Source organism: Streptomyces sp. NPDC027672 (assembly GCF_055566335.1).
Map to the genome: position 1 here is coordinate 242,087 of NZ_JBVHSO010000005.1, position 24,817 is coordinate 266,903.

Annotated in this window: 12 protein-coding genes; 5 read left to right on the forward strand and 7 right to left on the reverse strand. The window is 75.2% G+C overall.

Annotation, left to right across the window (positions count from 1 at the left end):
- Positions 1-40: 40 nt before the first annotated feature.
- Together ACZ4SV_RS14700 and ACZ4SV_RS14705 are read left to right on the forward strand one after the other, a co-directional pair.
- A complete protein-coding gene (locus ACZ4SV_RS14700; protein WP_468004416.1) occupies positions 41-2,947 on the forward strand; it encodes a helix-turn-helix transcriptional regulator in 2,907 nt (968 codons plus the stop codon).
- Between the two features lie 107 nt (positions 2,948-3,054).
- Positions 3,055-3,600 carry a GNAT family N-acetyltransferase gene (locus tag ACZ4SV_RS14705; protein WP_468004418.1) on the forward strand — a complete coding sequence of 182 codons (546 nt, stop codon included), beginning with the start codon at positions 3,055-3,057 and terminating at the stop codon, positions 3,598-3,600.
- A gap of 33 nt (positions 3,601-3,633) precedes the next feature.
- On the opposite strand, the gene ACZ4SV_RS14710 is transcribed toward ACZ4SV_RS14705, so the two are convergent.
- Both ACZ4SV_RS14710 and ACZ4SV_RS14715 read right to left on the reverse strand, forming a co-directional pair.
- The gene (locus ACZ4SV_RS14710) at positions 3,634-4,005 is read right to left on the reverse strand and encodes a VOC family protein (protein ID WP_365884081.1); all 372 of its coding nucleotides are present in this window, start codon (positions 4,003-4,005) and stop codon (positions 3,634-3,636) included.
- Positions 4,006-4,359: 354 nt separating this feature from the next.
- The gene (locus ACZ4SV_RS14715) at positions 4,360-5,625 is read right to left on the reverse strand and encodes a helix-turn-helix domain-containing protein (protein ID WP_468004792.1); all 1,266 of its coding nucleotides are present in this window, start codon (positions 5,623-5,625) and stop codon (positions 4,360-4,362) included.
- A gap of 583 nt (positions 5,626-6,208) precedes the next feature.
- Between ACZ4SV_RS14715 and ACZ4SV_RS14720 the strand changes: the two genes are divergently transcribed.
- Complete coding sequence (locus ACZ4SV_RS14720) at positions 6,209-6,901, forward strand: PAS domain-containing protein (protein ID WP_468004794.1); 693 nt, start codon at positions 6,209-6,211, stop codon at positions 6,899-6,901.
- A gap of 99 nt (positions 6,902-7,000) precedes the next feature.
- Here ACZ4SV_RS14720 and ACZ4SV_RS14725 read toward each other — a convergent pair whose 3' ends face one another.
- Positions 7,001-7,519, reverse strand: coding sequence for an RNA polymerase sigma factor (locus ACZ4SV_RS14725; protein WP_468004421.1), 519 nt, complete (start codon positions 7,517-7,519; stop codon positions 7,001-7,003).
- 62 nt (positions 7,520-7,581) lie between these two features.
- Positions 7,582-8,934 carry a phthiocerol/phthiodiolone dimycocerosyl transferase family protein gene (locus tag ACZ4SV_RS14730; protein WP_468004423.1) on the reverse strand — a complete coding sequence of 451 codons (1,353 nt, stop codon included), beginning with the start codon at positions 8,932-8,934 and terminating at the stop codon, positions 7,582-7,584.
- 434 nt (positions 8,935-9,368) lie between these two features.
- Here ACZ4SV_RS14730 and ACZ4SV_RS14735 point away from each other — a divergent pair, with 434 nt between their 5' ends.
- Together ACZ4SV_RS14735 and ACZ4SV_RS14740 are read left to right on the forward strand one after the other, a co-directional pair.
- Positions 9,369-18,101: an amino acid adenylation domain-containing protein gene (locus tag ACZ4SV_RS14735; protein WP_468004425.1), complete on the forward strand. Its 8,733-nt coding sequence runs from the start codon at positions 9,369-9,371 to the stop codon at positions 18,099-18,101.
- Positions 18,094-21,909, forward strand: coding sequence for a type I polyketide synthase (locus ACZ4SV_RS14740; RefSeq protein WP_468004427.1), 3,816 nt, complete (start codon positions 18,094-18,096; stop codon positions 21,907-21,909). Before ACZ4SV_RS14735 ends, ACZ4SV_RS14740 begins: the two co-directional genes overlap by 8 nt.
- A gap of 410 nt (positions 21,910-22,319) precedes the next feature.
- On the opposite strand, the gene ACZ4SV_RS14745 is transcribed toward ACZ4SV_RS14740, so the two are convergent.
- Genes ACZ4SV_RS14745 through ACZ4SV_RS14755 form a run of 3 tightly spaced genes read right to left on the reverse strand, consistent with a single transcriptional unit; the run spans position 22,320 to position 24,802 of the window.
- The gene (locus ACZ4SV_RS14745; protein WP_468004429.1) at positions 22,320-23,027 is read right to left on the reverse strand and encodes a 4'-phosphopantetheinyl transferase; all 708 of its coding nucleotides are present in this window, start codon (positions 23,025-23,027) and stop codon (positions 22,320-22,322) included.
- Between the two features lie 45 nt (positions 23,028-23,072).
- Positions 23,073-24,551 (reverse strand): class I adenylate-forming enzyme family protein, encoded by a 1,479-nt coding sequence (locus tag ACZ4SV_RS14750; RefSeq protein WP_468004431.1) that lies wholly within the window; start codon positions 24,549-24,551, stop codon positions 23,073-23,075.
- Positions 24,551-24,802 carry an acyl carrier protein gene (locus tag ACZ4SV_RS14755; protein WP_365881798.1) on the reverse strand — a complete coding sequence of 84 codons (252 nt, stop codon included), beginning with the start codon at positions 24,800-24,802 and terminating at the stop codon, positions 24,551-24,553. The genes ACZ4SV_RS14750 and ACZ4SV_RS14755 overlap by 1 nt, the downstream gene beginning before the upstream one ends.
- Positions 24,803-24,817: the final 15 nt, after the last annotated feature.

Consider the following 24,817-nt stretch of genomic DNA (forward strand, 5'->3'; position numbering starts at 1 on the left):
CGTGCGACCTTCGGGGGAGGAGTGACTACTATCCGGAGGTATGCGTCTTCGGGCAGCTCATCTCATTGGCCGTGCGGCCGAAGTCAACGAGCTCGGCGAGTTGTTGGGGGATCTGGAGCGCTCGCGCGGGGCCACGGCGTTCCTGGTCGGGGAGGGCGGCATCGGCAAGTCCCGGCTGGTCGCCGAGCTGATCGGGTCGGCGCTGGACGCCGGGGTCCGGGTCCTGAAGGGCCGGAGCAGCACCATCGGGCCGATGGTGCCGCTCCGGCCCCTCACCGAGGCCCTGATGCCGCTGTCCCGCGGCGGGGTGACCCCGGACGAGGCGAGCCTCGGGCCGTACCGCCCGGTCCTCGGCCGGCTCATCCCGGGCTGGAGCACCGGCGCCCCCGACCAGGGCTCGACGGTGGTGCTCGCCGAGGCGGTGCTGCGGCTGCTCGCCTCCGCCGGCCGCGACAACGGCTGTCTGCTGGTGCTGGAGGACCTGCACGACGCCGACACCGAGACCCTCGCCGTCGTCGAGTACCTGGTGGACAACCTCGGACAGCAGCCGCTCATGCTGGTGGCCACCGTCCGGTCGGAGCCCGGCGAGGCCCTGCGGCTCGCCGAGTCCGCCGGCCGCCGGCACAGCGCGACGCTGTTCCGGCTGGCACCGCTGGACGCCGACGAGGTCGGCCGCATGATCGCCTCCTGCCTGGACACCGACCCCGGCTCGATGCCGGCCGAGGTGCTCGTCCAGCTCTCGGAGGACAGCGCGGGCATCCCGTACCTGGTCGAGGAACTCCTCCAGGGCGCGGTCGCCGGCGGCGCGCTCGTCCGCGAGGGCACCGCCTGGCGGGTCGCCGGCGACCTGCGCCGCAACATGCCGAGGGCGCTGCTGGAAGGCGCCATCCACCGCATCGACCAACTCGGCCCGCAGGGGCGCACCCTGCTCAGCGCCGCCGCCGTACTGGGCCGGCGCTTCCCCCTGTCGGTGCTCCAGGCGATGACCGGGTTCGACGACCGGAGCCTGCTCAGCCATCTGCACGCGAGCGTGGCGGCCCGGCTGGTCGCGGCCGACGAACCCGCCCCCGACTGGTACGCCTTCCAGCATCCGCTGACCGCCGAGGCACTGCTCGCGCAGCTCACCCCGACCGCCCGGGCCGCCCTGTCCCACCAGGGCGCGAACGCGATCGAAACCCTCAACCCCGGCCTGCCCGGCGACTGGTGCCCCCTGGCGGCCACCCTGCGCGCCGACGCCGGCGACCCCGTCCGGGCCGGCCAACTGTTCACCGAGGCCGGGCGCCGGGCCCTCGCCGACGGCGCGGTCGGCTCCGCGGTCGCGCTGCTCGACCGCGCCGAACGGCTGCTGGCGGGCGGCGGCGACTCCACCGCCCGCGCCGAGGCCCTGGAGGCGCTGCTGCCGGCGCTCGCGGAGACCGGGGACCTGACCCGCGCGCTCAGTCTCGCCGGGAGCCTGCGCGAACTCGTCGGTGCCGGCCTGGGCGCGGCCCGGCTGGCCGCCCTGCACACCCGCCTCGCGCACGTGGCGTACATGGCGGGCCGCTGGGCCGACGGCAACAACCAGATCGAGCGGGCGCGCGCCCTGCTGGGGACGGCGCCGGACGAGGCGCACGCCGCGCTGACCGACGTGGTGGAGGCGTACCTGTGCCTCGACACGCCCGGACAGGACCGCACCCAGCGGGCGGAGCGGCTGGCCCGGGCAGCCCTCGGCACCGCCGAGCGGCACGGCCTGCCCCTGGTCGCCTGCCAGGCGTGGGAGCTGCTGGGCGTGGTCGCCCGCGAACGCGACCTGTCGGAGGCCAGCACCTACCTGGAACGGGCGATGAGCACCGCCGAGCGGCACAGCCTGCCGTTGCAGCGGATGTACGCGCTCACCCGGCTCGGCGGCATCCGGTGGCTGGACGACGGCGGCACCGCCACCCTCGAGGAGGCCCGCACGGAGGCCCGGCGGCTGGGCGCGGTCACCATCGTCTACGACATCGACGGCATCCTCACCCTGCACGACGTGCTGTCCGGACGGTTCGGCGCGGCCCGGGCGCTGGGCGACGAGACGCTGACCATGGCGGCCCGCCTGAAACTGACGTCGGTGGCCCGCTACCTGCTGATGACCCGCTCGGTGCTGGCGGCCCACCAGGGCGACCGGGCCGCCATGGAGGAGGCCCTGACCGACTTCGGGCGCTGGGACGGGAGCGGTTCGCCCGAGGAGCCGCTGGTCCTCGGCCTGGCCCGGGTCTTCTGCGCGCTGCTGGAGGAGGACCGGGAACAGGCGGACCGGGTCATGGCCGACCTCCAGGCGCTGGAGACCGAGAACCCGAGCACCTTCCATCTGAGCGGACGGCACGGCCTCGGCCTGCTGCTCGACGTCCTGGCCGGCCGGACCGGCCGTGCCCGCCTCGACCGGGTGGCCGCCGGCGCCCCGGGCCGGATGCGGTGGAACCGTCACTTCGTCCTGCTCGCCGAGGCCGTCCTGCTCGGCCGGGAGGGCCGGCCCGAGGCGGCCGGCCGCACGGCACTCCTCGCCCAGGACGCGGGCGCGCCCTACCCCACCGCCCGCCACCTGGGGCAGCGGCTGGTCGCGGAGGAGGCCCACGCGCTCGGCTGGGGCGAACCAGAACGATGGCTGCGGGAAGCCGAGCACCACTTCCGAGAGACCTCCGCCACGGCAGTGGCCGGCGCCTGCCGCACCCTGCTCCGCGCGATCGGCGCACCGGTGCGCCAGTACCGCACCGGCAGCGACCGGATACCGCCCGAGCTGCGGCTGAAGGGCATGACGGTCCGCGAGTACGAGATCTTCCAACTGCTCGCCGACCGCCCCAGCAACAAGGAGATCGCGGCCCGGCTCTACATCTCCCCGCGCACCGTCGAGAAGCACATCGCCAGCCTGATCGCCAAGACGGGACTGCCCAACCGCTCACAACTGTGCGCGCTGGCGGCGGAGCAGACCTGAACGGCCGGACAACACCGCCGGGGTGGAGCCCGCCTGAGGCGGCGGCAGATGCCCACCGCATCGAAAGTGGCTGGTCGTGACGGTGCGGCCTGTGTTTCCATGCCCGGATGAACAGCGAGAGCACCGCGCTGCGTGCGGAGGGGCCCGGCCGCTGGGTCCGGCAGCGGGCCGACGGCGATGTCGAGGAGTGCGTGCGGATCCTCGCGGAGGTCCACGCGCGCGACGGCTATCCGGTGAACTGGCCGGACCGGCCCGGCGAGTGGCTGTCACGCGGTCCCGTGCTGGGCTCCTGGGTCGCCGGACTCCACGGCGCCCTGGCGGGGCACGTCAGCCTGTCGCGAGGCGGTGAAGACGATCTGGCCCCGGCGCTGTTCAGCGAGCGGACCGGGGCGGAGCGGGGCAGCACCGCCGTGGTCGGCAGGCTGTTCGTCGCCCCGCGGGCGAGGGGGCACCGGATCGGTGCCCTGCTGATCGGCCGGGCGGTGCAGGAGGCGCGGCGGCGCGGTCTGCATCCCGTGCTCGACGTCGTCGCGTCCGACACCGCGGCGACCGCCCTGTACGAGCGGCTGGGCTGGGAGCTGATGGCCACGGTCGAGCAGCGGTGGAGTCCGCACCAGACGGTGGCCGTCCACTGCTACGCGGCGCCGTCGTGACGCCCTCGCCCGGTGGCCGGCGCCGCGCCGTGTTCAGCGGGTGCTGATGCAGAAGGGGTGCCCGGCCGGATCGGTGAGGACCCGCGCCCCGTCCCCGTGTGGCTGGTGGTCCGGCTTGCCCGCGCCCAGCTCCAGCAGCCGGGCCTCGGCCTCGTCCAGGGTTCCCTCGACCTTGAAGCAGAGGTGAAGCTGCTGGGGAACGATCTGGCCGGGCCAGTTCGGAGCCCGGTAGTCGTCGACGCGCTGGAAGCCGATGAACAGTCCGTGCTCGCCGTGGAGACCCGCGAACCCGGCGTCCGACTCCGGGTGCGGTTCGAGGCCGGTGGCCTGCTGGTAGAACGCCGCCAGAGCCGGCGGGTCGGGGCAGTCGAGCGTGATCGCGAGCAGCTTCATCTGCGCGGGCATGGCATCTCCGGGCCGGTGGGCGGGCGTGTGTGGGCAACACCCTAGAGGCCGCCGGAGCGGCCACGGACGCCTGCCGACGGCCGGAGAGTCCCGCGCCGGGTCCGGGCCGTGCGGCCGGTGCCACCGGAGTCGTACCGGTGGCGCGGCCGTCGCGTCAGGCGGCCTCCCGCTCGGACAGGAAGGCGAGCGGCAGCGTGAACAGGCTGACGAGCTGGCGGCCGCGTGGTCTCCACGACGGGTTCGTCAGCCGACGACCGGAACCGGCCGTTCGTATGGCACGCGAGCGGCCGTGCGCGCCACCCGGCGCCTCCTGTGACCGGGTGGACGCGGCGACGCGCAGCCGAGCGGAAACGGTCACCGGCGGCCGCAGGCGGAGACCACCGCCTCGGACCCCGCCGGTGTGCGGACCTGGGCCAGGGTCGTGGCCAGGGACTGCCAGACATGGGCGGCCAGGTCCAGGTTCCGTGCGTCCGCCGCCTGGTGACCGAGGCGTTGCAAGGCCGCTATGCCCTCCTCCACGCGGCCGTCCAGGATGGTCAGCCGGCCTTCGAGGACGGCCAGCCGCACCCGGTCCCGATAGGGCAGCCGCAGCTCGTCGCCGCGCGGCAGGGCACGGCACAGCGCCCGGGCCTCGTCGAACCGTCCTTCGTGGAAGGCCAGTTGGGCACGCAGCGCCTGCAGCTCCTGGCCGTGCAGTGGTATGCCGGTCAGCTCGACGAGCGCCTCGGCCTCGCCCAGCCAGCGCCGGGCCGCCTCCAGCCGGGGCGGGGACGTCTCCAGCGCGGCGGCGGTCGCGGCGGTGCGCAGCCGCGTCCACAACTCCAGGTCGTCCCCGCCCTGGAGCAGGCCGAGGGCGGTCTCCAGACGATGGTGGGCGGCGGTGTGGTCCCCCTGACGATGGCTGACTACGGACGCGGTCCACAGGGCCTCGGCCGCCTGGGGCGCGGTGGCCGAGGGAAGCAGGTCCCGCTCCAGTTCGTGGACGTGCCGGCCGGCCGCGTCGAGCCTGCCCAGTTCGGTCTCGACACCGATCAGCATCACGAGCGCGGTCATGGTGTCGGCAGCCTGGAGCTCCTCCTCGCGCGCGATGGCCAGCGCGGTCACGGCCGCCGCCTCCGCCGTCCCCAGGTCACCCAGGGCCCGCAGGCACCGCGCGTACTGGACATGCGCCCGCACCCGCAGTTCCGGCACCGCCAACAGCTCGCTCAGATCGATGAGTTCGCGCAGCCGGCCGCGTTCCTCCTCGTAGTCGCCGTTGCGGTCGTCGATGCGGCTGAGCAGCCACAGCGCCTGCCAGCGGCTGGCGGGGTCCGCGCGTTCGTCGTCCCGCAGCGCGTGGAGCAGGGCGACGGTGCTGTCGGTGCCCGGGGGAGCCGAGGACGCGGACGCCAGCGCGTGGCTGAGGGAATCGCAGCCCAGCGGCTCGCTCAGCGCGGACACGTCGACGCCGAGCCGCTGGGCCAGGTAGGCGGCGGCGCGCGGGGTGGGCCGGCGCTCACCGGACTCCAGCCGTGACAGGTACCCCGTCGACATGCCCTCACCGACGACCGCCGCCTGGCTCAGCCCTCGTTCGAGCCGGAGTTTCCTCAGCCGTCGCCCGAAGTGCGGCTGCTCGAGCATTCCCACCCTCTGATCCCCCGAGGTCTTCGTGAGTCCGCTTCCTTCCGCGCGTCCGTCGACAGCGTGCGGAAGTTGTCCATACTCTACGAACCACCGACAGCACCGGCAACACAGTTGTGATCGTGAAAGCCGCCGGTCATCCACTGTTGTTTCCCTCTTCGCCGCCTTTCCGTCGCTCCGGGCAGTGGTGGTGGACGGCCAAAAACGGCCTGGACAAGAGGAGTTGACAACCTCTCGATCCGGTCAGGCAAACCCTTGCCAAGGGCATTGCCCCGCCTTAGCCTCCAAGGTGCCGACCTGATGCGATCTCGCCCTCGTCTCCGGAGGTCCCCGTGCTCCCTCGCGTCCTGTCGGGCTCGTCGTGGAAGCAGGCCGCGCGGAAGGGTGCGGCAGCCGCTTCCCGTGCGCCGGCAGAGGGTTCAGCCCTGCCGGCGCCGCTGCGGCGGCCCTGGCGGGCGTAGCGGTGGTCCGGCGGATCCCGAGCGGACGACATCGGGGAAGAGGAGCCCCGACAACGTTGTCCGAAGGACGTGGCGCATCTCAACCCCCCATGCACAGAAAAGAGGGTACGTCCGTGGCCACCATGAGCACCGCCTCCTCTCTCGCTTCTCCTTCCTCTTCCGACGGCGCGAAGGCCGGCGCCGTCTCCGCTTTCGGATCCGTTCCGCCGGACACCGAGGGCAGGGACTGCAGACGTCGTACGTACACGGCCCACGTCTCCGCCCGGGACACGACCGTCACCGCGGCGGAGACGGAGTTCGCCGGAGCCTTCGGGCTCAGTCCGGGCGAGATATGCGGCCGTGACCTGTGCGACCTCCTCCTCGCGCGGCTGCCCGCGAACCTGCGGCACCGGTTCGCCGACGTCTGCGAAGGCCGGTCGAACTGGTTCACCGAGCAGGTGACCGGCCGGGACGGCACCGGCCGGACCTTCCGCGCCACCTTGACCGCCATAGCGGTGGCCGGCCCGGACGGCCCCGCCGGACTCGTCATCCTGCTCAGCCACACCGGCGACCACGACCTGTGGGAACACCGAAGCGGACACACGCTCAGCGCACTCGACGCACGCGTGCTCGAGGGGGTCGCGAGCGGTGCGTCGACGGTGCAACTGGCCAGTCGCCTGTACATGAGCCGCCAAGGAGTCGAGTACCGCGTGGGGCGGCTGCTGCGCAGGTTCGACGCGCCCAACCGCCCCGCGCTCGTGGCGCGCGCCCACGGACTGGGGATGTTCGCCGTGGGACAGTGGCCGCCGCGCGTCCTGCCGGATTTCGTCGAGTAGCCGCCACACGCCCCCTCGCTCCCGCCGCGGCGACCGCGGACGGCGCGCACGCCGTCCGCGGTCTGCCCGTGCGCGGCGCCGACCCGCCCGGGACCGGATCTACGCCGCCGAGGGCAGCCAGGCCTCCCGGAAGCGGCGGCGGGCCCGGTGCAGACGGGACCGGACCGTCCCCACCGGCAGGGAGAGGACCTGGGCCATCTCCTCCTCGTTGAGCCCGTAGGCGCGCAGGGTGAGCACCTGACGGTGGGAGGCGGAGAGCCGTTCCAGCACATCACTGATGTGCACGGCGTCGAGCGGGTTCGCGTCCTGGTCGGCGTCGACGTGGACGTAGGGGCCTTCCTCGCCCGCCCGTTTCGCGGTGCGGACGGCCTCGCGGACCGTCACCGAGCGCACCCAGCCGTAGAACGCGGCCGGTTCGCGCAGGGTGGGCAGGCCGCGGTAGATGGCGAGGAGCGCCTCCTGGGTGGCGTCGGCGCCGTCGTCGTGGGTGACGGACCGGCACAGGCGGGCGACATACGGGGTGATCGCGGTCAGCAGGCGGTTCATCGCCTGCTCGTCACCGGCCTGGGCCCGGGGCAGCAACGCGAGGGGAGTGGGGACGGGGCCGACGGTGCTCATGTGGGGAAGTGCTCCTTGTGGCAGCCGGTGCGGTAGGGCGCGGTGGGCCGGGGTGGCCGTCCTCACCGTGCGGGTGCGGGCAGGGGTGCGGCGACGTCCGTGAAGGCGAGGAGTCCGGCGCGGACGTCGTCGCGGAACGCCCGCATGAAGGAGGGGCTGAAGCAGGCGGTGAAGTGCGGGAACTCGATGGCGAGCCGCCCCTCGAAGGAGACGACGCAGGCCATGACCGGGCTGCGGCCCGCCTGCGGGAAGTACTGTTCGCGAGCGGGCACCAGCCGGACGTCGGTGGCACGCAGTCCGGCCGGCAGCCGGGGGCCGGGGACGACACCCATGTTCGTGGCGATCACGGTGGCCAGCTGCAACGCCGGGTTGCGGGGGATCTCGGGCGTGACGCGCATCTCGTGGTACTGGTCCGCCCGGGCGAGGAAGTCGCGCAGCCGGGTGTGGACGGTACGCGCCAGCGTCATCGGGCCGGTGTCCGCCGCGACGTCGAGGGTCTGCAGATGGGTGGTGACCGCCGGCACCATCAGCAGGGCGGGCAGCGGCGGGGACAGCCGGGACCGCAGGTCGACGGGGGACAGGCAGCCCAGGGTGCGGGGGCCGTCACCCTCCAGGCGGCGCCGTGCCGTCGTCAGCAGCGCGGCGGCTACGAGGGAGTGTACGGACACGCCGGCCTGGCGTGCGGTCCGCCGCAGCCGTGTGGTGTGCTCCTCGTCGAGGGCGAGCCGGCACACCTCGATGCGGCCCTCGGGAGCCGGCTCCGCACCCGGTCCGGCGTCGGCCGGCCGCGGCACGTCGTAGCGCACGAGTTCGACGGGGTGCCGTCGTGTCGCTTCGATGCGCTGCTCCAGGTAGGCGGCGGTGGCCGCGGGGTCGGCGTCGGGCAGCGACCGGCTGACGGGCTGGGGCCAGTGCGGGGAGGCGCCGCCTTCCTCCGGGGAACCGGTGGCCGAGCCGGCCGCGGCCGGCCGCTCTTCGGCCCCGCCGCCCTCGACCAAGGTCCGGTAGTGATCCCAGATGGCGTTGTGCAGGGCGATGCTGCTGTGTCCGTCCGTGATCGTGTGGTCGATGACGAGGACGAACAGATGGCGGTCGCCGTCGGGCGAGCTCACCAGGACCGCGCGGCTGAGCGGGCCCCCGACCGGCAGCGGGGTGTTCAGCTCCGTCGCGTACACCTCCTCGCCGCCGGTGCGGGTGACCAGCCGGGGCCGTTCGTCCTCGCCGAGGAGACGCAGCGCGAAGCCCTGGCCGTCCGGCGCGATACGCGCGCGCAGTGTCGGGTGGCTCCGCGTGACGGCGTCGAACGCCGCGGACAGCGCCCCGGCGTCGACCTGTCCGCGCAGGGTGCACGAGAGCACCGCTCTGCTTCGCTGCCCGACGTACAGCGTCTCGACCGGACACAACGGACGGTGCATGCCGCCAGACCTCTTTCCCTGGGTATGTCTGCCTGATCGCACGGCTCGGTGACGGGTCGTCACCGCCGGGGTGCGGATGCCCGCGGCCCGTTCGAGAGTGCAACGCCGTGGGCCGGCGAATCCACCTGCGACGGGGGGCCGGGGGAAAGTTGCGGGAATTCCTTAGAACCCGCCGGGTCCGGCGCTATCCCGGCCCCGGCGTTCTTCAGGGAAACACCTGAATCACCGGCGCGGACCCCGCCCCGGCTTGATCGGCGCCGCCGTCCCGCCGCACCCTGGGGGCACTTGCAGGACCGGCGGTGGGGCCGCGAAGGCCCCACGCCTTCGGCGTGCGACCGCACCTTCCCCGTTACGCGGGCCGAGGCCGCACCCCCGTCCGTCCGGCCGGGCCGTTCCGGCCGGGACATCACGACTTGCCACGTGAGGGTTGTGCCATGTCACTCCACGAGGAGTCACTCAGCGAGAACGACCACCGGCCACTGTCCGGAGCCCAGGAGGGACTCTGGTACGCCGGACGGCTCGCGTCCGACAGCGCCGCGTACAACACCGCGGAGGCGGTGGAGATCCACGGCGTCCTCGACACCGGCCTGTTCGAGACGGCCCTGCGCCGGACCGTGGACGAGGCCGACACGTTCGCCCTGCGCTTCGTCGACACGGACGACGGCCCCCGCTGCCACCGGGCACCGGACGCGGACGACTGGACGCTGCGGCGGATCGACGTCAGCGCCGCCGCCGACCCCGGGGCCGCCGCCTGGGAACTGGTCCGCACGGACCTCGCGACGCCGGTGGACCTGGACAAGGGGCCGCTGTTCTCGCACACCCTGCTCACCCTCGCCCCCGACCGGCACCTCTGGCTGCTGCGGGCCCACCACATCCTGCTCGACGGATACAGCTACAAGCTCCTCGGCCGCCGTCTCGCCGACACCTACAACGCGCTGGCCGAGGGGCGCGAGCCTGCCCCGGGCGTCTTCGCGCCCGTGCGCCGGCTCCAGACGGAAGAGGCGGCCTACCTCGCCTCCGAGCGCCGCGTCCGCGACCGGGAGCACTGGACGCGGCGGCTGGCCGGAGCGCCGGAGCCCGCGCGGCTCACCCGCCGTACCGCCGCGCCCGTCGCCCCGTTCCTGCGGCGCACCGCGGAGCTTGCGGGCGCCGACGCCCGGGCCCTGACGGACGCGGCCGCCCGGCTCGACGTCACGCGCACCGATCTGCTGACCGCCGCCGTCGCCGTCTACCTGCACCGCATGACCGGCGTCGACGACCTGGTGCTGGGCATGGCCACGATGAGCCGGCTGGGCAGCGCGGCCCTGCGGACCCCGGGCACCGCCTCCGACGTGCTGCCGCTGCGCGTGGCCGCCGGCTCCGCGACAACGGTCGCCGACCTGGTCCGGGCGGTCGCCGGGGAAGTGCGGCAACTGCGCCGGCACCAGCAGTACCGCGGCGAGTTCATCCGCCGGGACCTGAACCTGCTGGGGACCGGGCGCCGGCTGTACGGGCCGGTGCTGAACATCGTCCCGTTCACCGAGTCCCTCGACTTCGGCGGCCACCCCGCCACCTGGCACCACCTGTCCGGCGGCGCCGTCGACGACCTCCAGATCAACGTCCGGCCCGGCACCCGGCCCGGGGACCTCTGGCTGGCCTTCGACGCCAACCCGGCCCTGTACGACGAGGCCGAACTCACCCTGCACCGCGACCGGTTCCTGACCCTGCTGCGGCGGCTGGCGGACGCCGGGCCCACGACACCGGTGGGGGACCTGGACCTGCTGCTGCCCGGCGAGCATCCGCGCGGCCTCCCGGTGCGGGACTTCCCGGTCACCGCGACCCTCACCGACCTGTTCGAGCGGCAGGCGAAAGCCTGGCCGGAACGCGTCGCGGTGTCGTACGAGGGCGAACGGCTCACCTACGCCGAGCTCGACGCCCGGGCCAACCGCCTGGCCCGGCTGCTGGCCGAGCGCGGGGCGGGTCCGGGCCGGGTGGTGGCCCTCGCCCTGCACCGGGGCCTCGGGCTGCTGCCCGCCCTGCTGGCCGTCCTCAAGACCGGTGCCGCCTACCTCCCCCTGGACCCCGGCCATCCGGCACAGCGGCTGCGGCTGGTCATGGACGACGCGGACCCCGTCCTCCTCGTCACCGAGACCGCTCTCGCCCCGCGCTTCACCGGCGGTGTCCCCGCCGTCGTCCTGGACGACCCCGCCGTCGAGGCGGACCTCGCCGCGCGGCCGGCCGGCGGGCTCACCGACGCCGACCGCCGGGGCGCGACCGGCCCGTCGGACATCGCGTACATCATCCACACCTCCGGCTCCACCGGCCGGCCCAAGGGCGTGCCCGTGGCGCACGCCAACGTCGTCCGCCTCTTCGCCGCCGCGGCCGAGCACTTCGACCTCGGCGAGGACGACGTGTGGACGCTGTTCCACTCCTACGCCTTCGACTTCTCGGTGTGGGAGATCTGGGGCGCCCTGCTGCACGGCGGCCGGCTCGTCGTCGTCCCGTACGCCGTCAGCCGTTCGCCCCGCGACTTCCTGCGGCTGCTGCACCAGGAGGGCGTGACCGTCCTCAGCCAGACGCCGTCCGCCTTCGAACAGCTCATGGACGCGGACGCCGAACAGACGACGGGCAGCTCCCCGGAGCCGACGGGCGCCTTGCGTTACGTCATCTTCGGAGGCGAGGCACTGCACCCCGCCCGGCTGCGGCCGTGGGCCGACCGGCACGGGCTGGACAGCCCCGCGCTGGTGAACATGTACGGCATCACCGAGACCACCGTGCACGTCACCCACCACCGCGTCGTCCCGGCCGACCTGAGCGACCCCCGCCGCACGAGCATCATCGGCAGACCCCTGGCGGACCTGCGGGTGCACCTGCTGGACGCCGCGGGCCGGCCGGTGCCGCCGGGCGCCGTCGGGGAGATGCACGTGGCCGGCGCGGGCGTGACCGGCGGATACCTCGGCCGGCCGGAGCTGACCGCCGAACGCTTCCTCGACGACCCCTACGGCCCGCCCGGCAGCCGGATGTACCGCTCCGGCGACCTGGCGCGCCGCCGCGCGGACGGCACCCTGGAGTACCTGGGCCGCGCCGACCAGCAGGTGCAGCTGCGTGGCTTCCGCGTCGAACCCGGCGAGATCGAGGCCGTCCTCGCCGCCCACCCGCACGTCGCCCGGGCCGCCGTCGTCGTCCGCCGCGCCGACAACGGCGCCCGGCAGCTCGTCGCCTACACGGTGCCCGCCGGGCCGAAGCCGCCGGCCCCGGCCGAGCTGCGCGCCCACGCCGCCGCGCACCTGCCCGACCACATGGTCCCGGCGGCCTGCGTGAGCGTCGACACGCTCCCGCTGACCGCCAACGGCAAGCTGGACACCGCCGCCCTGCCCGCACCCGACTTCACCGCCGCCGCGGCCGGCGCCCGCCCCCGCACCCCCGAGGAGGCGCTGCTGTGCCGCCTGTTCGAGGACGTGCTGCGGCTGCCCCGCGACACCGTCGGTGCCGACGCCAACTTCTTCGACCTGGGCGGCGACTCCCTGCTCGCCACCCGCCTGCTGGCCCGCCTGCGGCACGAGAACGGCGCCGAGGTGCCCATCACCGCCCTGTTCGACGGCCCCACACCGGCCGCGCTCGCCCGGCGGCTCCCCACCGGGCCCGCCGCCGCTCCCGCCCGCCCCGCCCTCGGCGCCGCCGGCCGCCCGGAGCGCGTCCCGCTGTCGTACGCCCAGGAACGCATGTGGTTCCTCAACCGGCTCGACGGCTCGGCGGCCACCTACAACATCCCCCTGGTGGTGCCGATCGGCTCCGCCGTGGACGCCGAGGCGCTGCGCGCGGCGCTCGGCGACCTCGCCGGCCGGCACGAGAGCCTGCGGACGGTGTTCGCCGAGCGGGACGGCGCCCCCCACCAGCGGATCCTGCCACCGGGGGAACTGTGTCCCCGGCTGCGCACGGTGGACTGCCCGGCCGACGAGGTCGCCGCGCACATCACCGCGGCCTGCCGGCACCGCTTCGACCTCACCGGCGAAAGCCCCCTCGCCGCCTGGCTGTTCGGGACCGGGGAGGAGCGGACGCTGCTGCTGGTGCTGCACCACGGCGCGGCCGACGGCTGGTCGCTGCGCCCTCTCGCCGACGACCTGACCGCCGCCTACGCGGCCCGCCGGGCGGGCCGCGCCCCGGCCTGGGAACCGCTGCCGGCGCAGTACGCCGACTACGCCGTCTGGCAACGCGCCCTGCTCGCCCCCGGACCCGACGGTCCGGGACGCCTCGAACGGCTGACCGCGCACTGGCGCGGTGCACTGGCCGGGCTGCCCGAGGAGTGCACGCTGCCCGGCGACCGGCCCCGCCCCCGGACACCGCGCGGTGCCGGCGCCCATGTCACCCGGACCGTGGACGCCGCCCTCCACCGGGACCTGCTCGGCCTGGCCGACCGGGAGGGCACCAGCCTGTTCATGGTGCTGCACGCCGTGGTGAGCGCCCTGCTGACCCGCTGCGGCGCCGGCGAGGACATCGTCGTCGGCACCCCCGTCGCGGGACGCTCCGAACCCGCCCTGGACGACCTGATCGGCCTGTTCACCAACACGGTCGTCCTGCGCGCCGACACCTCCGGCGACCCCGCCTTCCGGGAACTGCTCGCCCGGGTGCGCCCGCGCGACCTGGCGGCCCTGGACCACCAGGACCTGCCCTTCGACCGGCTCGTGGACGAACTCAACCCGCCCCGCCGCCCCGGCCGCCATCCCCTGTTCCAGGTCATGCTCGCCCTGCAGAACAACGAACCCGCCGTCCTGCGGCTGGACGGCCGCGAGGCGCCGCTGCGGCCCACCGCCACCGGCACCGCCAAGTTCGACCTCTTCGTCGACGTCCTCGAACGGCACGGCGCCGACGGCACGCCCGACGGGCTCGACCTGCACCTCGAGTACGCCACGGACCTGTACGACGCCGCCACCGCCGAAGGCTTCGCCGGCGCCCTGCGGGAAGCACTGCGCGCGGTGAGCGCGGACCCGGACCGCAGGATCGGCGACCTGCCCGCGCCGCCCCGGCGCACCCCGGCCGCGCCCCGCGGGGCCGGCACCGCCGAGCTGGCCGACGCGGCCCTGTCCGTGCCCGGCATCCGCGACGCGGCCGTCCTGCCCGGCTCCGACGGCACGCCGCCGCACCTGTACGTGGTGCCCGGCCGCGCGGACGCCGCCGAACGCGTCGAACAGGTCCTCGACGAGGCCGGTCACGGGACCGTCCACGTCACGGCGGTCAACGCCCTGCCCCGCACCGGCGACGGCGCGCTCGACACCGACGCGCTGCGCGCCCTGCCCCTGGCCGACCGCGCCACCGCCGAGTCCTGGCGGCAGCACCTCGCCCGGGTTCCCGGCGTGCGCACGGCCGAGGCCGTGGCGGAGGCCGCCCCCGGGGAACTGGGCCGCCGGCACGCCGGACTCCCGCGCCGCACCGCCGAGCCGCAGGCGGCCGGCGGCCCCCGCACGGCGGCCGGGACCGTCCCGGCGCTGAGCGAGGGCCCGGAACTGGCCGAACCGGCCGTGTCCGGCTGGGCGCAGGCCCTCGTCCGCGCCGCCGAGCGGGACCACGGCGACATCGTGCACGTGCACGCCGACGGCAGCGAGACGCGGCGCAGCTACGCCTCCCTGGTCACGGAGGCCTCCCGGGTGCTCGCCGGACTGCGGCGGGCCGGGCTGCGCCCCGGTGACCAGGTGATCCTCCAGTGCGACGCCACCGAGGACTTCCTCGCCGTGCTGTGGGGCTGCCTCCTCGGCGGTTTCGTCGCGGTCCCGCTGACCGTCCCCTCCTCCTACGCCACCGCCTCGGCGGCGCTGACCAAGCTGGAGGGCATCTGGCGGATGCTCGGCCGGCCCTGGATGGTGTGCTCGGCGGGGCTGGAATCCGGACTGCGCGACCTGGCGGCCCGCCAGGCCTGGCCCGGGCTGCGGCTGACGACCGCCGACGCGCTGCGTGACGCGCCCGAGGACCGCGACTGGTACGCCGCCCGGCCCGACGACCTCGTCCTGATGCTGATGACGTCCGGCAGCACCGGCCTGCCCAAGGCCGTGCGCCTGACCCACCGCAACGTGCTGACCCGGTCCGCCGCCACCGCGGCCATGAACGGGCTCGGCGAGCGGGACGTCTCCCTGAACTGGATCCCGCTCGACCACGTCACCGGCGTGGTGATGTTCCATCTGCGCGACGTGTACCTGGGATGCCGGCAGATCCACGCGCCCACCTCCTGGATCCTCGCGGATCCGCCGCGCTGGATGGACCTCGCTCACCGGCACCGGGTCACCGTCACCTGGGCGCCCAACTTCGCCTTCGGACTCCTGGCCGGGCAGGCCGACCGCTTCCGGGACCGCGAGTGGGACCTGACCCCGATGCGGCTGGTGATGAACGCGGGCGAGGTCGTGGTGGCCGCGGCCGCCCGCCGGTTCCTGCACACGCTGGAGCCGTTCGGTCTGCCGCAGGACGTGATGCACCCCGGCTGGGGCATGTCGGAGACCTGCTCGGTGGTCACCGACGCCGTGCTGCCGGCCGAACCGCCGGGCACCGACGAGACCTTCGTCAGCTGCGGCCTGCCCTACCCCGGCTTCGCCATGCGGATCGTCGACGAGCACCACACCGTGCTCGCCGAGGGCGAGGTCGGCCGGCTCCAGGTCCGCGGCACCTCCGTGACCGGCGGCTACCACGACAACCCGGCCGCCAACGCCGAGGCGTTCACCGACGACGGCTGGTTCGACACCGGCGACCTGGCTTTCCTGCGCGACGGCGAGCTGTACATCACCGGCCGCGCCAAGGACGTCATCATCGTCAACGGCGTCAACCACTACAGCCACGAGATCGAGGCCTGCGTCGAGGAACTGCCCTACGCCGTCCGCAGTTTCACCGCCGCCTGCGCGGTGCGCTCCGACCCTTCGGCGACGACCGACGAACTCGCCCTCTTCGTCCACCTCGCACCCGGGCACGACCCCGCCACCGCGCTGCGGGAGATCGCCGGCAAGGTGACCCGGGAGACCGGCGTCACCCCCGCCTTCCTCGTCCCGGTCGACGCCGGCGCCATCCCGAAGACCGAGATCGGCAAGATCCAGCGGACCAGGCTGCGCAAGAGCTTCGAGGCGGGCGCCTTCGACGACGCGGTCCGCGAGGCCCAGCTGCTGCTGGGCTCCGCCGCCACCCTGCCCGACTGGTTCCTGCGGCCGGTGTGGCAGCGGGCCGAGCGCCACCGCCCGCACCCGGCGGCAGCCGGCCGGCACGTGCTCGTCCTCGCGGGCGGCGACCCGCGGGCCCAGGACCTCGCCCGGCGCCTGGCACGGTCGGTGCGCGCCGCCGGCGGACTGTGCACCGAGGTCACCGAGGGAGAGTCGTACGCCCGTACCGACGCCGCCCACTACCTGGTCCGGTCCGCGGCCGAGGCCGACCACGCGGCGCTGCTGCGGGCCCTGGCCGACGACGGGCGACCGGTCGACGCCCTCGTGCACCTCGGCGCGCTGCACACCGGCGAGGCCGCCGATCCGGCGTCCGCCCGAGCCCGCACCGCGCCGCTGCTCGCGCTCGCCCGGGCCCTCGCCGCCCGGCCCGGCGAGCAGCGCCCCCTGGACCTGCTGTACGTGACGACGGGCGCCCAGGCGGTCACCGCCGAGGACCGGCCCGCACCGGCGCACGCCCTGGCCGGAGCCGTACTGAAGTCCCTGCGGGAGGAGACCGGCGGCCTGCGGTGCGTCCACCTCGACCTCGACCCGCACGGCGACGAGGACCCCGTACCCCTGCTGCTCGCCGAAGTGACCGGCACCCCCGCCGACACCGAGGTCGCCCGCCGCGGCGGACGGCGTCTCGTACGGCGGCTGGCCCCGCTGCCCGAGCCGGCACCCCGCGCCGAACCGTCCCACGCCGACGGCTTCCACCTGGTCAGCGGGGGACTGGGCGGGGTCGGCACCGAAGTCGCCGCCCACCTGCTGCGGACGCCCGGCACCCGGCTCCTCGTCCTCGGCCGGACCCCGCTGCCCGCGGAGGACACCTGGCCGCGGCACCTGGCCGCCTCCGGACCCCTGGCCGCCCGCATCGAGGCGTACCGGCGGCTGTGCGAACTCGGGGAGATCCGGTACGCGTGCGCCGACGTCACCGACGAGCGGCAGGTGCGGGACGCCGTCCAGGCGGCCGGCGAACACTGGGGCGCGCCCCTGGTGTCGGTGTTCCACCTGGCCGGGACGTTCGACGAACGCCCCGTCGGCGAACTGGACGCCGCCGCCTGGGCCGGGGCCCTGGACGCCAAGGTGCGCGGCGCCTGGACCCTGCACCGCGTCAGCGCGGACCACCCGGTCGGCTCCTTCGTCACCTTCTCCTCGGTGAACGGCTACTTCGGCGGCGCCCTGAACACCGCCTACGCCGCCGCCAACGCCTACCTCGACGCGCTCGCCCTGCACCGCCGCGCCCTGGGGCTGCCCGCACAGAGTCTGGCCTGGAGCATGTGGCGCGAGCGCGGCATGAGCAGCGGCTACCGGCTCACCGCGCTCACCGAGGCCCGCGGCTACCGGGTCCTGGACACCACCGCCGCGCTGCGCTCCTTCGACCTGGCCCGCACCCTGGACGAACCCCACCTGCTGATCGGCGCCGACCGCAGCGCTCCCTGGGTCCGCAGCCACGTCCTCGAACCCGCCCGGCAGGTGCGGCGACTGGCCGGACGCGTCGCCCTGGAGGAGGGCGCCGACCTCGGCGCGCTCCACCGGGCCGCCGCCGACGCCGCCGGCGGGGACCACTGGGTGCTGCGCGCGGCCGGCGGCACCGAGCAGCCGACGACCGCCTCCCGCACGGAGGAGCGGCTGCGCGACCTGGAGAGCCGGCTCGCCGGCCTGTGGTGCGACGTCCTGGGCCGCGACCGGGTCGGGCGGGACGAGAACTTCTTCGACCTGGGCGGCAACTCGCTGCTCCTGGTCGCCGCCCAGAACGCCGTCAACCGGACCTTCGGCTGCGAGCTGACGGTCGTCGACCTCTTCGCCCACCCCACCGTGCGCGACCTGGCCCGCCACCTGTCGGCGCGGACCGGACCCGAGCCCGGTGACGCCCCGGCGCCGGCGGACCCGCAGACGCCGCCGGAGCCCCCCGCGACCGGGCCGAACGACCTGGACCGCGCCAAGGAACGAGCCCAGCGGCAGCGTGCGGCCCGCGCCCGCCGCTCCGCCCGGCACGGGAAGGACCAAGGCCATGCCTGAGACCACCGGACCGCAGGACGAACAGGTACCGGCCGTCGCCGTGATCGGCATGGCGGCACGCCTGCCCGGCGCGGACGGCCTGGACGCGTTCTGGGACAACCTGGCCGCCGGCCGCGAGTCGGTACGGCCCATCACCGACGAGGAATTCCTGGCCGCGGGCGGAACCGAGCGCGACCTCACGGACCCCACACTGGTGCGCATGGTGTCCGTGGTCGAGGGCATCGACCGCTTCGACTCCGGGTTCTTCGGCTACAGCCCCGCCGAGGCCGCCGTCGTCGACCCCCAGCAGCGGCTGCTGCTGGAGACGGCCTACCACGCCCTGGAGGACGCCGGGTGCCTCGGCCCCGGCGCCGGGACCGGCGCGTTCGGCGTGTACGCGGGCAGCGGTGACAGCCGCTACTACCCGTCCCACGTGTACCCGCGCTACGCCGGGCGGCCCGGCTCGGTGGAACTCGTGCACGCGGCCACCGCCAACTCCCTGGGCACGCTCGCCACCCGCGTCTCCTACGAACTGGGGCTGACCGGTCCCAGCGTGTCCCTGCAGACGGCCTGCTCCACCGCGCTCGTCGCGGTGCACACCGCCTGCCAGGACCTGCTCGACTACCGGTGCGACACCGCGCTCGCCGCAGCCGTCTCCCTCAATCCCTCCGCGTTCCTCGGCTACCGGCACGTGCCCGGCGGCCCCTTCTCACCCGACGGCCACTGCCGCGCGTTCGACGCGGACGCGGCCGGCACCTCCTCCGGCGACGGCGTCGGCGCCGTCGTCCTCAAACGGCTGGAGGACGCCCTCGCGGACGGCGACCGCATCCGCGCCGTCATCCGGGGCAGCGCCGTCAACAACGACGGGCGTCGCAAGGTCGGCTTCAGCGCGCCCAGCGCCGCCGGACAGACCGAGGTCATCCTCGCGGCGCAGGCCCAGGCGATGACCGACCCCGCCACCATCGGCCTGGTCGAGGCACACGGCACCGCCACGCGCCTGGGCGACCCCATCGAGGTGGCCGCGCTGACCGAGGCGTTCCGCCAGTCCACGCGGCGCCGCGGGTACTGCGCCCTGGGCTCGGTGAAGACCAACATCGGCCACCTGGGGGCGGCCGCCGGCATCGCCGGGCTCATCAAGGCCGTCCTGGCCCTGGAACACCGGCAGATCCCGCCGAACCTGCACTTCGAACGGCCCAACCCGCACATCGACTTCGCCTCCGGCCCGTTCCGGGTGCCCACCACCCTCGAGGACTGGCACGCGGACGGACACCCCAGGCGGGCCGCCGTCAGCGCCTTCGGCATCGGCGGCACCAACGCCCACGTCATCCTGGAGGAGGCGCCGTCCGCCCCGTCCGCGCCGCCCCGGGAGCCCGCGGACGGCCGCCGTCTGGTGCTGCCGCTGTCGGCGCGCACGGCCGACGCCCTGCGCGGCCAGGCCGAGGCACTCGCCCGCCACTTGGAGAAGCGACCGGACCTGCGCCTGGACGACACGGCGCACTCCCTGCGCGCCGACCGGCCCGCGCTGCGCCACCGCCTGACCGTGACCGCCGCCTCCCGGGAGGAGGCCCTGTCCGCCCTGCGCACCGCCGTGCCCGGCACCCCGCCGGTGGCGGACGAGCCGGCCCGGGTGGCGTTCCTGCTGCCGGGCGGCGGCACCCAGTACCCGGGCATGGGCGCGGGCCTGTACCGCGAGTACGACGTCTACCGCGACACCGTCGACACGTGCGCGCGTATCCTGCGCCCCGCCCTCGGCGGCGACGTCCGCGAGGCCCTGCTGGAGCGGCGTGAGGCCGACGGCACGACCATGTTCCTCGCCCTGGTGGTCACCGAGTACGCCCTCGCCCGCACCCTCATGGCGGCGGGAGTGCGCCCGGACGCGCTCATCGGCCACTCCCTGGGCGAGTACACGGCCGCCTGCCTGGCCGGGGTCCTCGACCTGGAGGAGATGCTGCCCCTGGTCACCGAGCGGGCCCGGCTCATCACCTCCGCCGGGGGAGCGACCGTCGGGGTCGCGGCACCCGCCGAGGAGGTGCTGCCCCTGCTCGGCGCCGACCTGTCCCTCACCGCGGTGAACGGGCCCGCCGCCTGCACCGTCGCCGGACACGAGGACGCCGTCGCGCGCTTCGAGGCGGAACTCGGCCGCCGGGGCGTCCCGTTCCGCCGGCTGCGCATACCGGTGGCCGCCCACTCCCACGTCCTGGACCCCGTACTGGAGGCGTACGAGACGCACCTGCGCGGTGTCACCCTGCGCCCGCCGCGCATCCCGTTCGTCACCAACGTCACCGGCACCTGGATCACCGACGCGCAGACGACCTCGGTCCGGCACTGGATCGACCACACCCGCGACACCGTGCGCTTCGCCGACGGCATCACCGCGCTGTGGGACACGCGGCCCGTCCTGGTCGAGATCGGGCCCGGGGACACGCTGACCAGGCTGGCCGCCGCCCAGCTCGCCCAGGAGGCGCCGGTGACGGTCACCACCATGCGGCACGCCAAGGCCGAAGCGGACGACGGGTTCGTCCTCGCCGAGGCGCTGGGACGGTTGTGGAGCGCGGGCGTGGACACCGCGCTGCCCCCGGTGCCGGGCACGCCCCGGCGCGTCCCGCTGCACCCCTACGCCTTCGCGCGGCACCGGCACTGGATCGACGCCCCGGGCGCCCGCACGGGCCCCGGCACGCCGGACACCGGGACCGCGGCGCAGACCGGTCCGGCCCTCGGCCCCCGGCCGCGCCTGACGACCGAGCACGTGCCCCCGCGCACCGGGCGCGAGCAGGCGGTGACCCGGGTGTGGGAGGAGACCCTCGGCATCGGCGGCATCGGCGTCCACGACAACTTCTTCGACCTGGGCGGCGACTCCATGCGCGCCGTCGTGCTCGTGGGCCGGCTGCGGCAGGCCGACGTGCTCGACGTGCCCGCCGCCGCGTTGCTGGCCGCGCCCACCGTGTCCGGTCTCCTCGCGGCGGCCGACGACACCTCGGCGCAGGCGTCCGGCGGCGGCTCGAACGCGCTGGCTCCGCTCCTGCCGCTGCGGGCGCGGGGCGGCGCCGCCCCGCTGTTCTGCGTCCACCCCGGGGCGGGCGTGTCCTGGCGGTACACGGGGCTGCTGCCCCATCTCGGCGGTGACCAGCCGGTCTACGGCATCCAGGCCGCCGGCCTCGACGGCACCCGCCCGCCCGCCCCGGACGCGGCAGCCATGGTCGCCTCCTACGTCGACATGGTGCGCGAGGTGCAGCCGCGCGGCCCCTACCGGCTCCTGGGCTGGTCCTACGGAGGTTTCGTGGCGCACGCGATGGCCTGCGCCCTTCAGGAACGCGGGGAGCGGGTGGAGCTGCTGGCCATGCTGGACGCCCCGCAGCCGCAGGGCATGCGGTACGACGAGCCGGCGGTGGAGCGGCAGGTGGCCTCCCTGCTGATGCGGGTGACCGGCCCGGCCGGGGCACCGGGCGCGGCCGACGCGCCGGACGTGGCGGCCGTCCTCGCCCGCATCGACGCCGGCCTGGCGGCCGACCCGGCGAGTTCGCCGGTCACCCGGGCCGAGGCCGAGGCCATCGCCGCGGTCATGCGCAACAACCTGAGCCTCGCGCACCAGTTCACGCCCGGTGTCTTCCGCGGGGACGTGCTGTTCTTCAGCGCCGCGCGGGAGGAGGCCACCGGCTTCCCCGGCGACCTGGCCGTGCTGTCCGGCAAGGCCGACAGCTGGCGGCCCCACGTCCAGGGGACCCTGCACGACCACCGGGTGCCCTGCGGCCACTACGAGATGACCGAGCCCGAGCCCATCGCGCTGATCGGCGCCGCGGTCGCCAAGGCGCTGCGCGGGCCGGCCGGCTGACGGCTCCTTCCCCGTCCCGGGGGCGCGCGGCCGTCCGCGAGCCCCCGGGACCGCTCGACGTGATGCACCGCCCGGCGGAAGGCCGGCGCCACCGAGGAGTCACGCCTCGGCGGCGCCGGCCTTCCGGGCATGGCGCGGGGGTACTGCCCACAGGTGCGGGACGTCCGGCCGGGCGGGGAGCACGACCCGAGCCGGCATGGACGGGGAGGCGGTGGAGGCGCGCGCGGCGGTGCCTCGGTCCTCGTCTCCCACCCGTCGGCCCTCGACCGTCCGCGCGCACCCGCGACGGGCGGACCCGCGTGGCGGCGGCAGAGAGCGGGCGTGTCCCCGGGCACCGGGCGCACCGGCGTACGCCGACGGCCCCCGTCCCGCGCGCCGACGCGGGGGACGGGGGCCGTGGTGGCCGCCGGTCAGCGGCCGGCCCAGCCGAGGACCGTACTGAAGACGCCCGCGCCCACCGCCACCACCTCGACGCGCACGGCGAGCGCCGGGCCGCGCCGGGTCGCGATCCGCAGTCCGCGGGCGAGGGGGCGCGCCCGCAGGTCGCGCAGGCTGGTGAGCACCCCGGCGGGCAGCGCCTCCGGCCCGGTGTGCAGGGCCTTCCACGCCGCTTCCTTCGCCGAGAACAGCGAGGTCACCGACCACGGCACCGCGTCCGGTCCGGGAACGCGCAGCAGGTCCGCCTCGTCCTCGCACAGGACCAGCCGCGCCGCCGCGGCCGGCAGTCCGCGCAATTCCAGATCACAGCCGAGCGGGAGGTCACGGCCCGGGGCCCGGGCCACGGCCACCGCGACCCCCGCACTGTGCGTGATCGAGGCCGCCCGTCCGGGAGGGAACCGCGGCAGCCGGCCCTCCCGCGGGATCTGCCCGCAGTCCAGTCCCACCGCGCGCAGCGCGCGCCGTGCGGCGAGCCGGCCGGCCAGGAACTCGAGCCGCCGCCGCTCCGGCATGGCAGCGGCGGCGGCCTCCTCGGCGGGCCCCGCGGCGACTGCCCGCGGGTCCGAGACGACGGCGATGCCCAGCCCGAGCCCGGCCGCCGCCCACGCGGGCCGCAGCGGGCGGAGCCGGGCGGTCACCACGGCACCGGACTCGGCCGCCGCGCGGGGGAGCGTGCCCACGGGGCGGCGGCCGGCCGGCGCCGGGCGGTCGGACGGGCGCACCGGTCAGGCCCGCAACAGTTTCTTGACGATCTTCCCGGCCGGGTTGCGGGGCACCTGCTCGATGAACTCCACCCGCCGCGGACGCTTGTACGGCGCGAGCAACTGTCCCACGTGGGCGAGCAGCTCCGTGGCCCCGGTGCCCGGCTCGGCGGCGACGTACGCCAGCGGTACCTCGCCGTAGTCCTCGTCGGGCATGCCGACGACCGCGGCGTCCCGGACCGCCGGGTGGGACATCAGGGCCCGCTCGATCTCCGAGGGGTACACGTTCTGCCCCGCCCGGATGATGACGTCCTTGGTGCGGTCCACCAGGTGGATACGGCCCTCGTCGTCGACGAACCCCAGGTCACCGGTGCTGATCCAGCCGTCGCGGCTGATCTCCTGCGTGGCCTCCGGGTCGTTCCAGTACCCCTGCATGACACCCGGTCCGCGCACCACGATCTCACCGATCGCCCCGCGGGGCACCTCCCGCCCGGCCTCGTCGACCGCGCGGGCGGACATGCCCGGGATCACCCGTCCGCAGGGGATGCGGGCGGTGACGTCCCCGGGGGCCGGGTGCTCGTCGGGACCGAGGGTGACGAAGGGACCGCCGACCTCCGTCATGCCGTAGACCTGCCGGAAACCGCAGCCCAGGCGCTCCACGGCCGCGGCGTACACGTCCAGCGGCATGGGCGCGGCGCCGTAGAGGATCTCCCGCAGCGACGACAGGCCGGCGCGCTCGGCGCCCTTGGCCTGGAGCAGGAAACGGAGCATCTGCGGGACCAGCCACATGTGGGTGGCACGGTGCTCCTCCACCGCCGCCAGGGCGCGCTGCGGGGTGAACCCGGGCATGAGCACGAGGGTGGCGCCGGCGGCCAGGTAGGTCAGGGACACCACCATGCTGCCGTGGTAGAGGGGGCAGCAGTTGACCATGACGATGTCGTCGGTGGGCCGTGCCATGACCAGCCAGCCCAGGGCGATGGCACGGAACGACGCGCTGTCGACCGTGACGCCCTTGGCCTGCCCGGTCGTCGCCGAGGTGTGCAGCACGGCGATCGGGTCGGTGTCGGCGACCTCGGGCAGGTCGCGCTCGGCGGCCAGGGTGCCCAGGGCCTCGAACGCCGGCTTGTCCAGAGCCATCCTGATCCGCACCGACGCCGGCAGCTCGCGATGGCGGTCCAGCAGCTCCGACTCGCCGAGGACGGCCACCGCCCCGACGCGCTCGATGATGCCGGTGACCTCCGGCGCGGCCAGACTGTGGTTCAGCGGGACGAACAGCGCGCCGAGCCGGGCGAGCGCGAAGTAGGCCTCCAGGACCTCGACGCGGTCCTTGGACAGCACCGCGACCCGGTCCCCGCGCTCGATGCCCAGCTCGGCCAGGCCCAGGGCGAGTTCACGCGTGCGGTCGTACAGCTGCGACCACGTGAGCCGGCGCCGCTCGTCGACCAGCGCCGGCCGGTCGGGCCGGCACTGGCGGTTGCGCTCCAGCAGCTGTGTCAGCCACATCACGCACCGCCGGCGCCGACGGCGGACCGCTCCGCCGTGAACCGCTCGTAGTCGGCGATCGAACGCAGCCCCTCCATGTCGTCGGCGGTGATCTCCACCCCGAGCCGCTGTTCGACGAGCAGGACCAGACGCACCAGGTCGCCGGAGTCGATGCCGCTCGCGGCGAGGTCGACGTCGTCACCGATCCGCTCGGCGTCGGCGAACTCCTCGGTCCCGGTGAGTTCGACCAGCAACTGCCTGATGGTGCTCATGTTCTCCCCTTCCGC

Coding starts and splice junctions, on each gene's coding strand:
- ACZ4SV_RS14700 (WP_468004416.1), top strand. CDS start 41: ATGCGTCTTCGGGCAGCTCATCTCATTGGCCGTGCGGCCGAAGTCAAC.
- ACZ4SV_RS14705 (WP_468004418.1), top strand. CDS start 3,055: ATGAACAGCGAGAGCACCGCGCTGCGTGCGGAGGGGCCCGGCCGCTGG.
- ACZ4SV_RS14710 (WP_365884081.1), bottom strand. CDS start 4,005: ATGCCCGCGCAGATGAAGCTGCTCGCGATCACGCTCGACTGCCCCGAC.
- ACZ4SV_RS14715 (WP_468004792.1), bottom strand. CDS start 5,625: ATGCTCGAGCAGCCGCACTTCGGGCGACGGCTGAGGAAACTCCGGCTC.
- ACZ4SV_RS14720 (WP_468004794.1), top strand. CDS start 6,209: ATGAGCACCGCCTCCTCTCTCGCTTCTCCTTCCTCTTCCGACGGCGCG.
- ACZ4SV_RS14725 (WP_468004421.1), bottom strand. CDS start 7,519: ATGAGCACCGTCGGCCCCGTCCCCACTCCCCTCGCGTTGCTGCCCCGG.
- ACZ4SV_RS14730 (WP_468004423.1), bottom strand. CDS start 8,934: ATGCACCGTCCGTTGTGTCCGGTCGAGACGCTGTACGTCGGGCAGCGA.
- ACZ4SV_RS14735 (WP_468004425.1), top strand. CDS start 9,369: ATGTCACTCCACGAGGAGTCACTCAGCGAGAACGACCACCGGCCACTG.
- ACZ4SV_RS14740 (WP_468004427.1), top strand. CDS start 18,094: ATGCCTGAGACCACCGGACCGCAGGACGAACAGGTACCGGCCGTCGCC.
- ACZ4SV_RS14750 (WP_468004431.1), bottom strand. CDS start 24,551: ATGTGGCTGACACAGCTGCTGGAGCGCAACCGCCAGTGCCGGCCCGAC.
- ACZ4SV_RS14755 (WP_365881798.1), bottom strand. CDS start 24,802: ATGAGCACCATCAGGCAGTTGCTGGTCGAACTCACCGGGACCGAGGAG.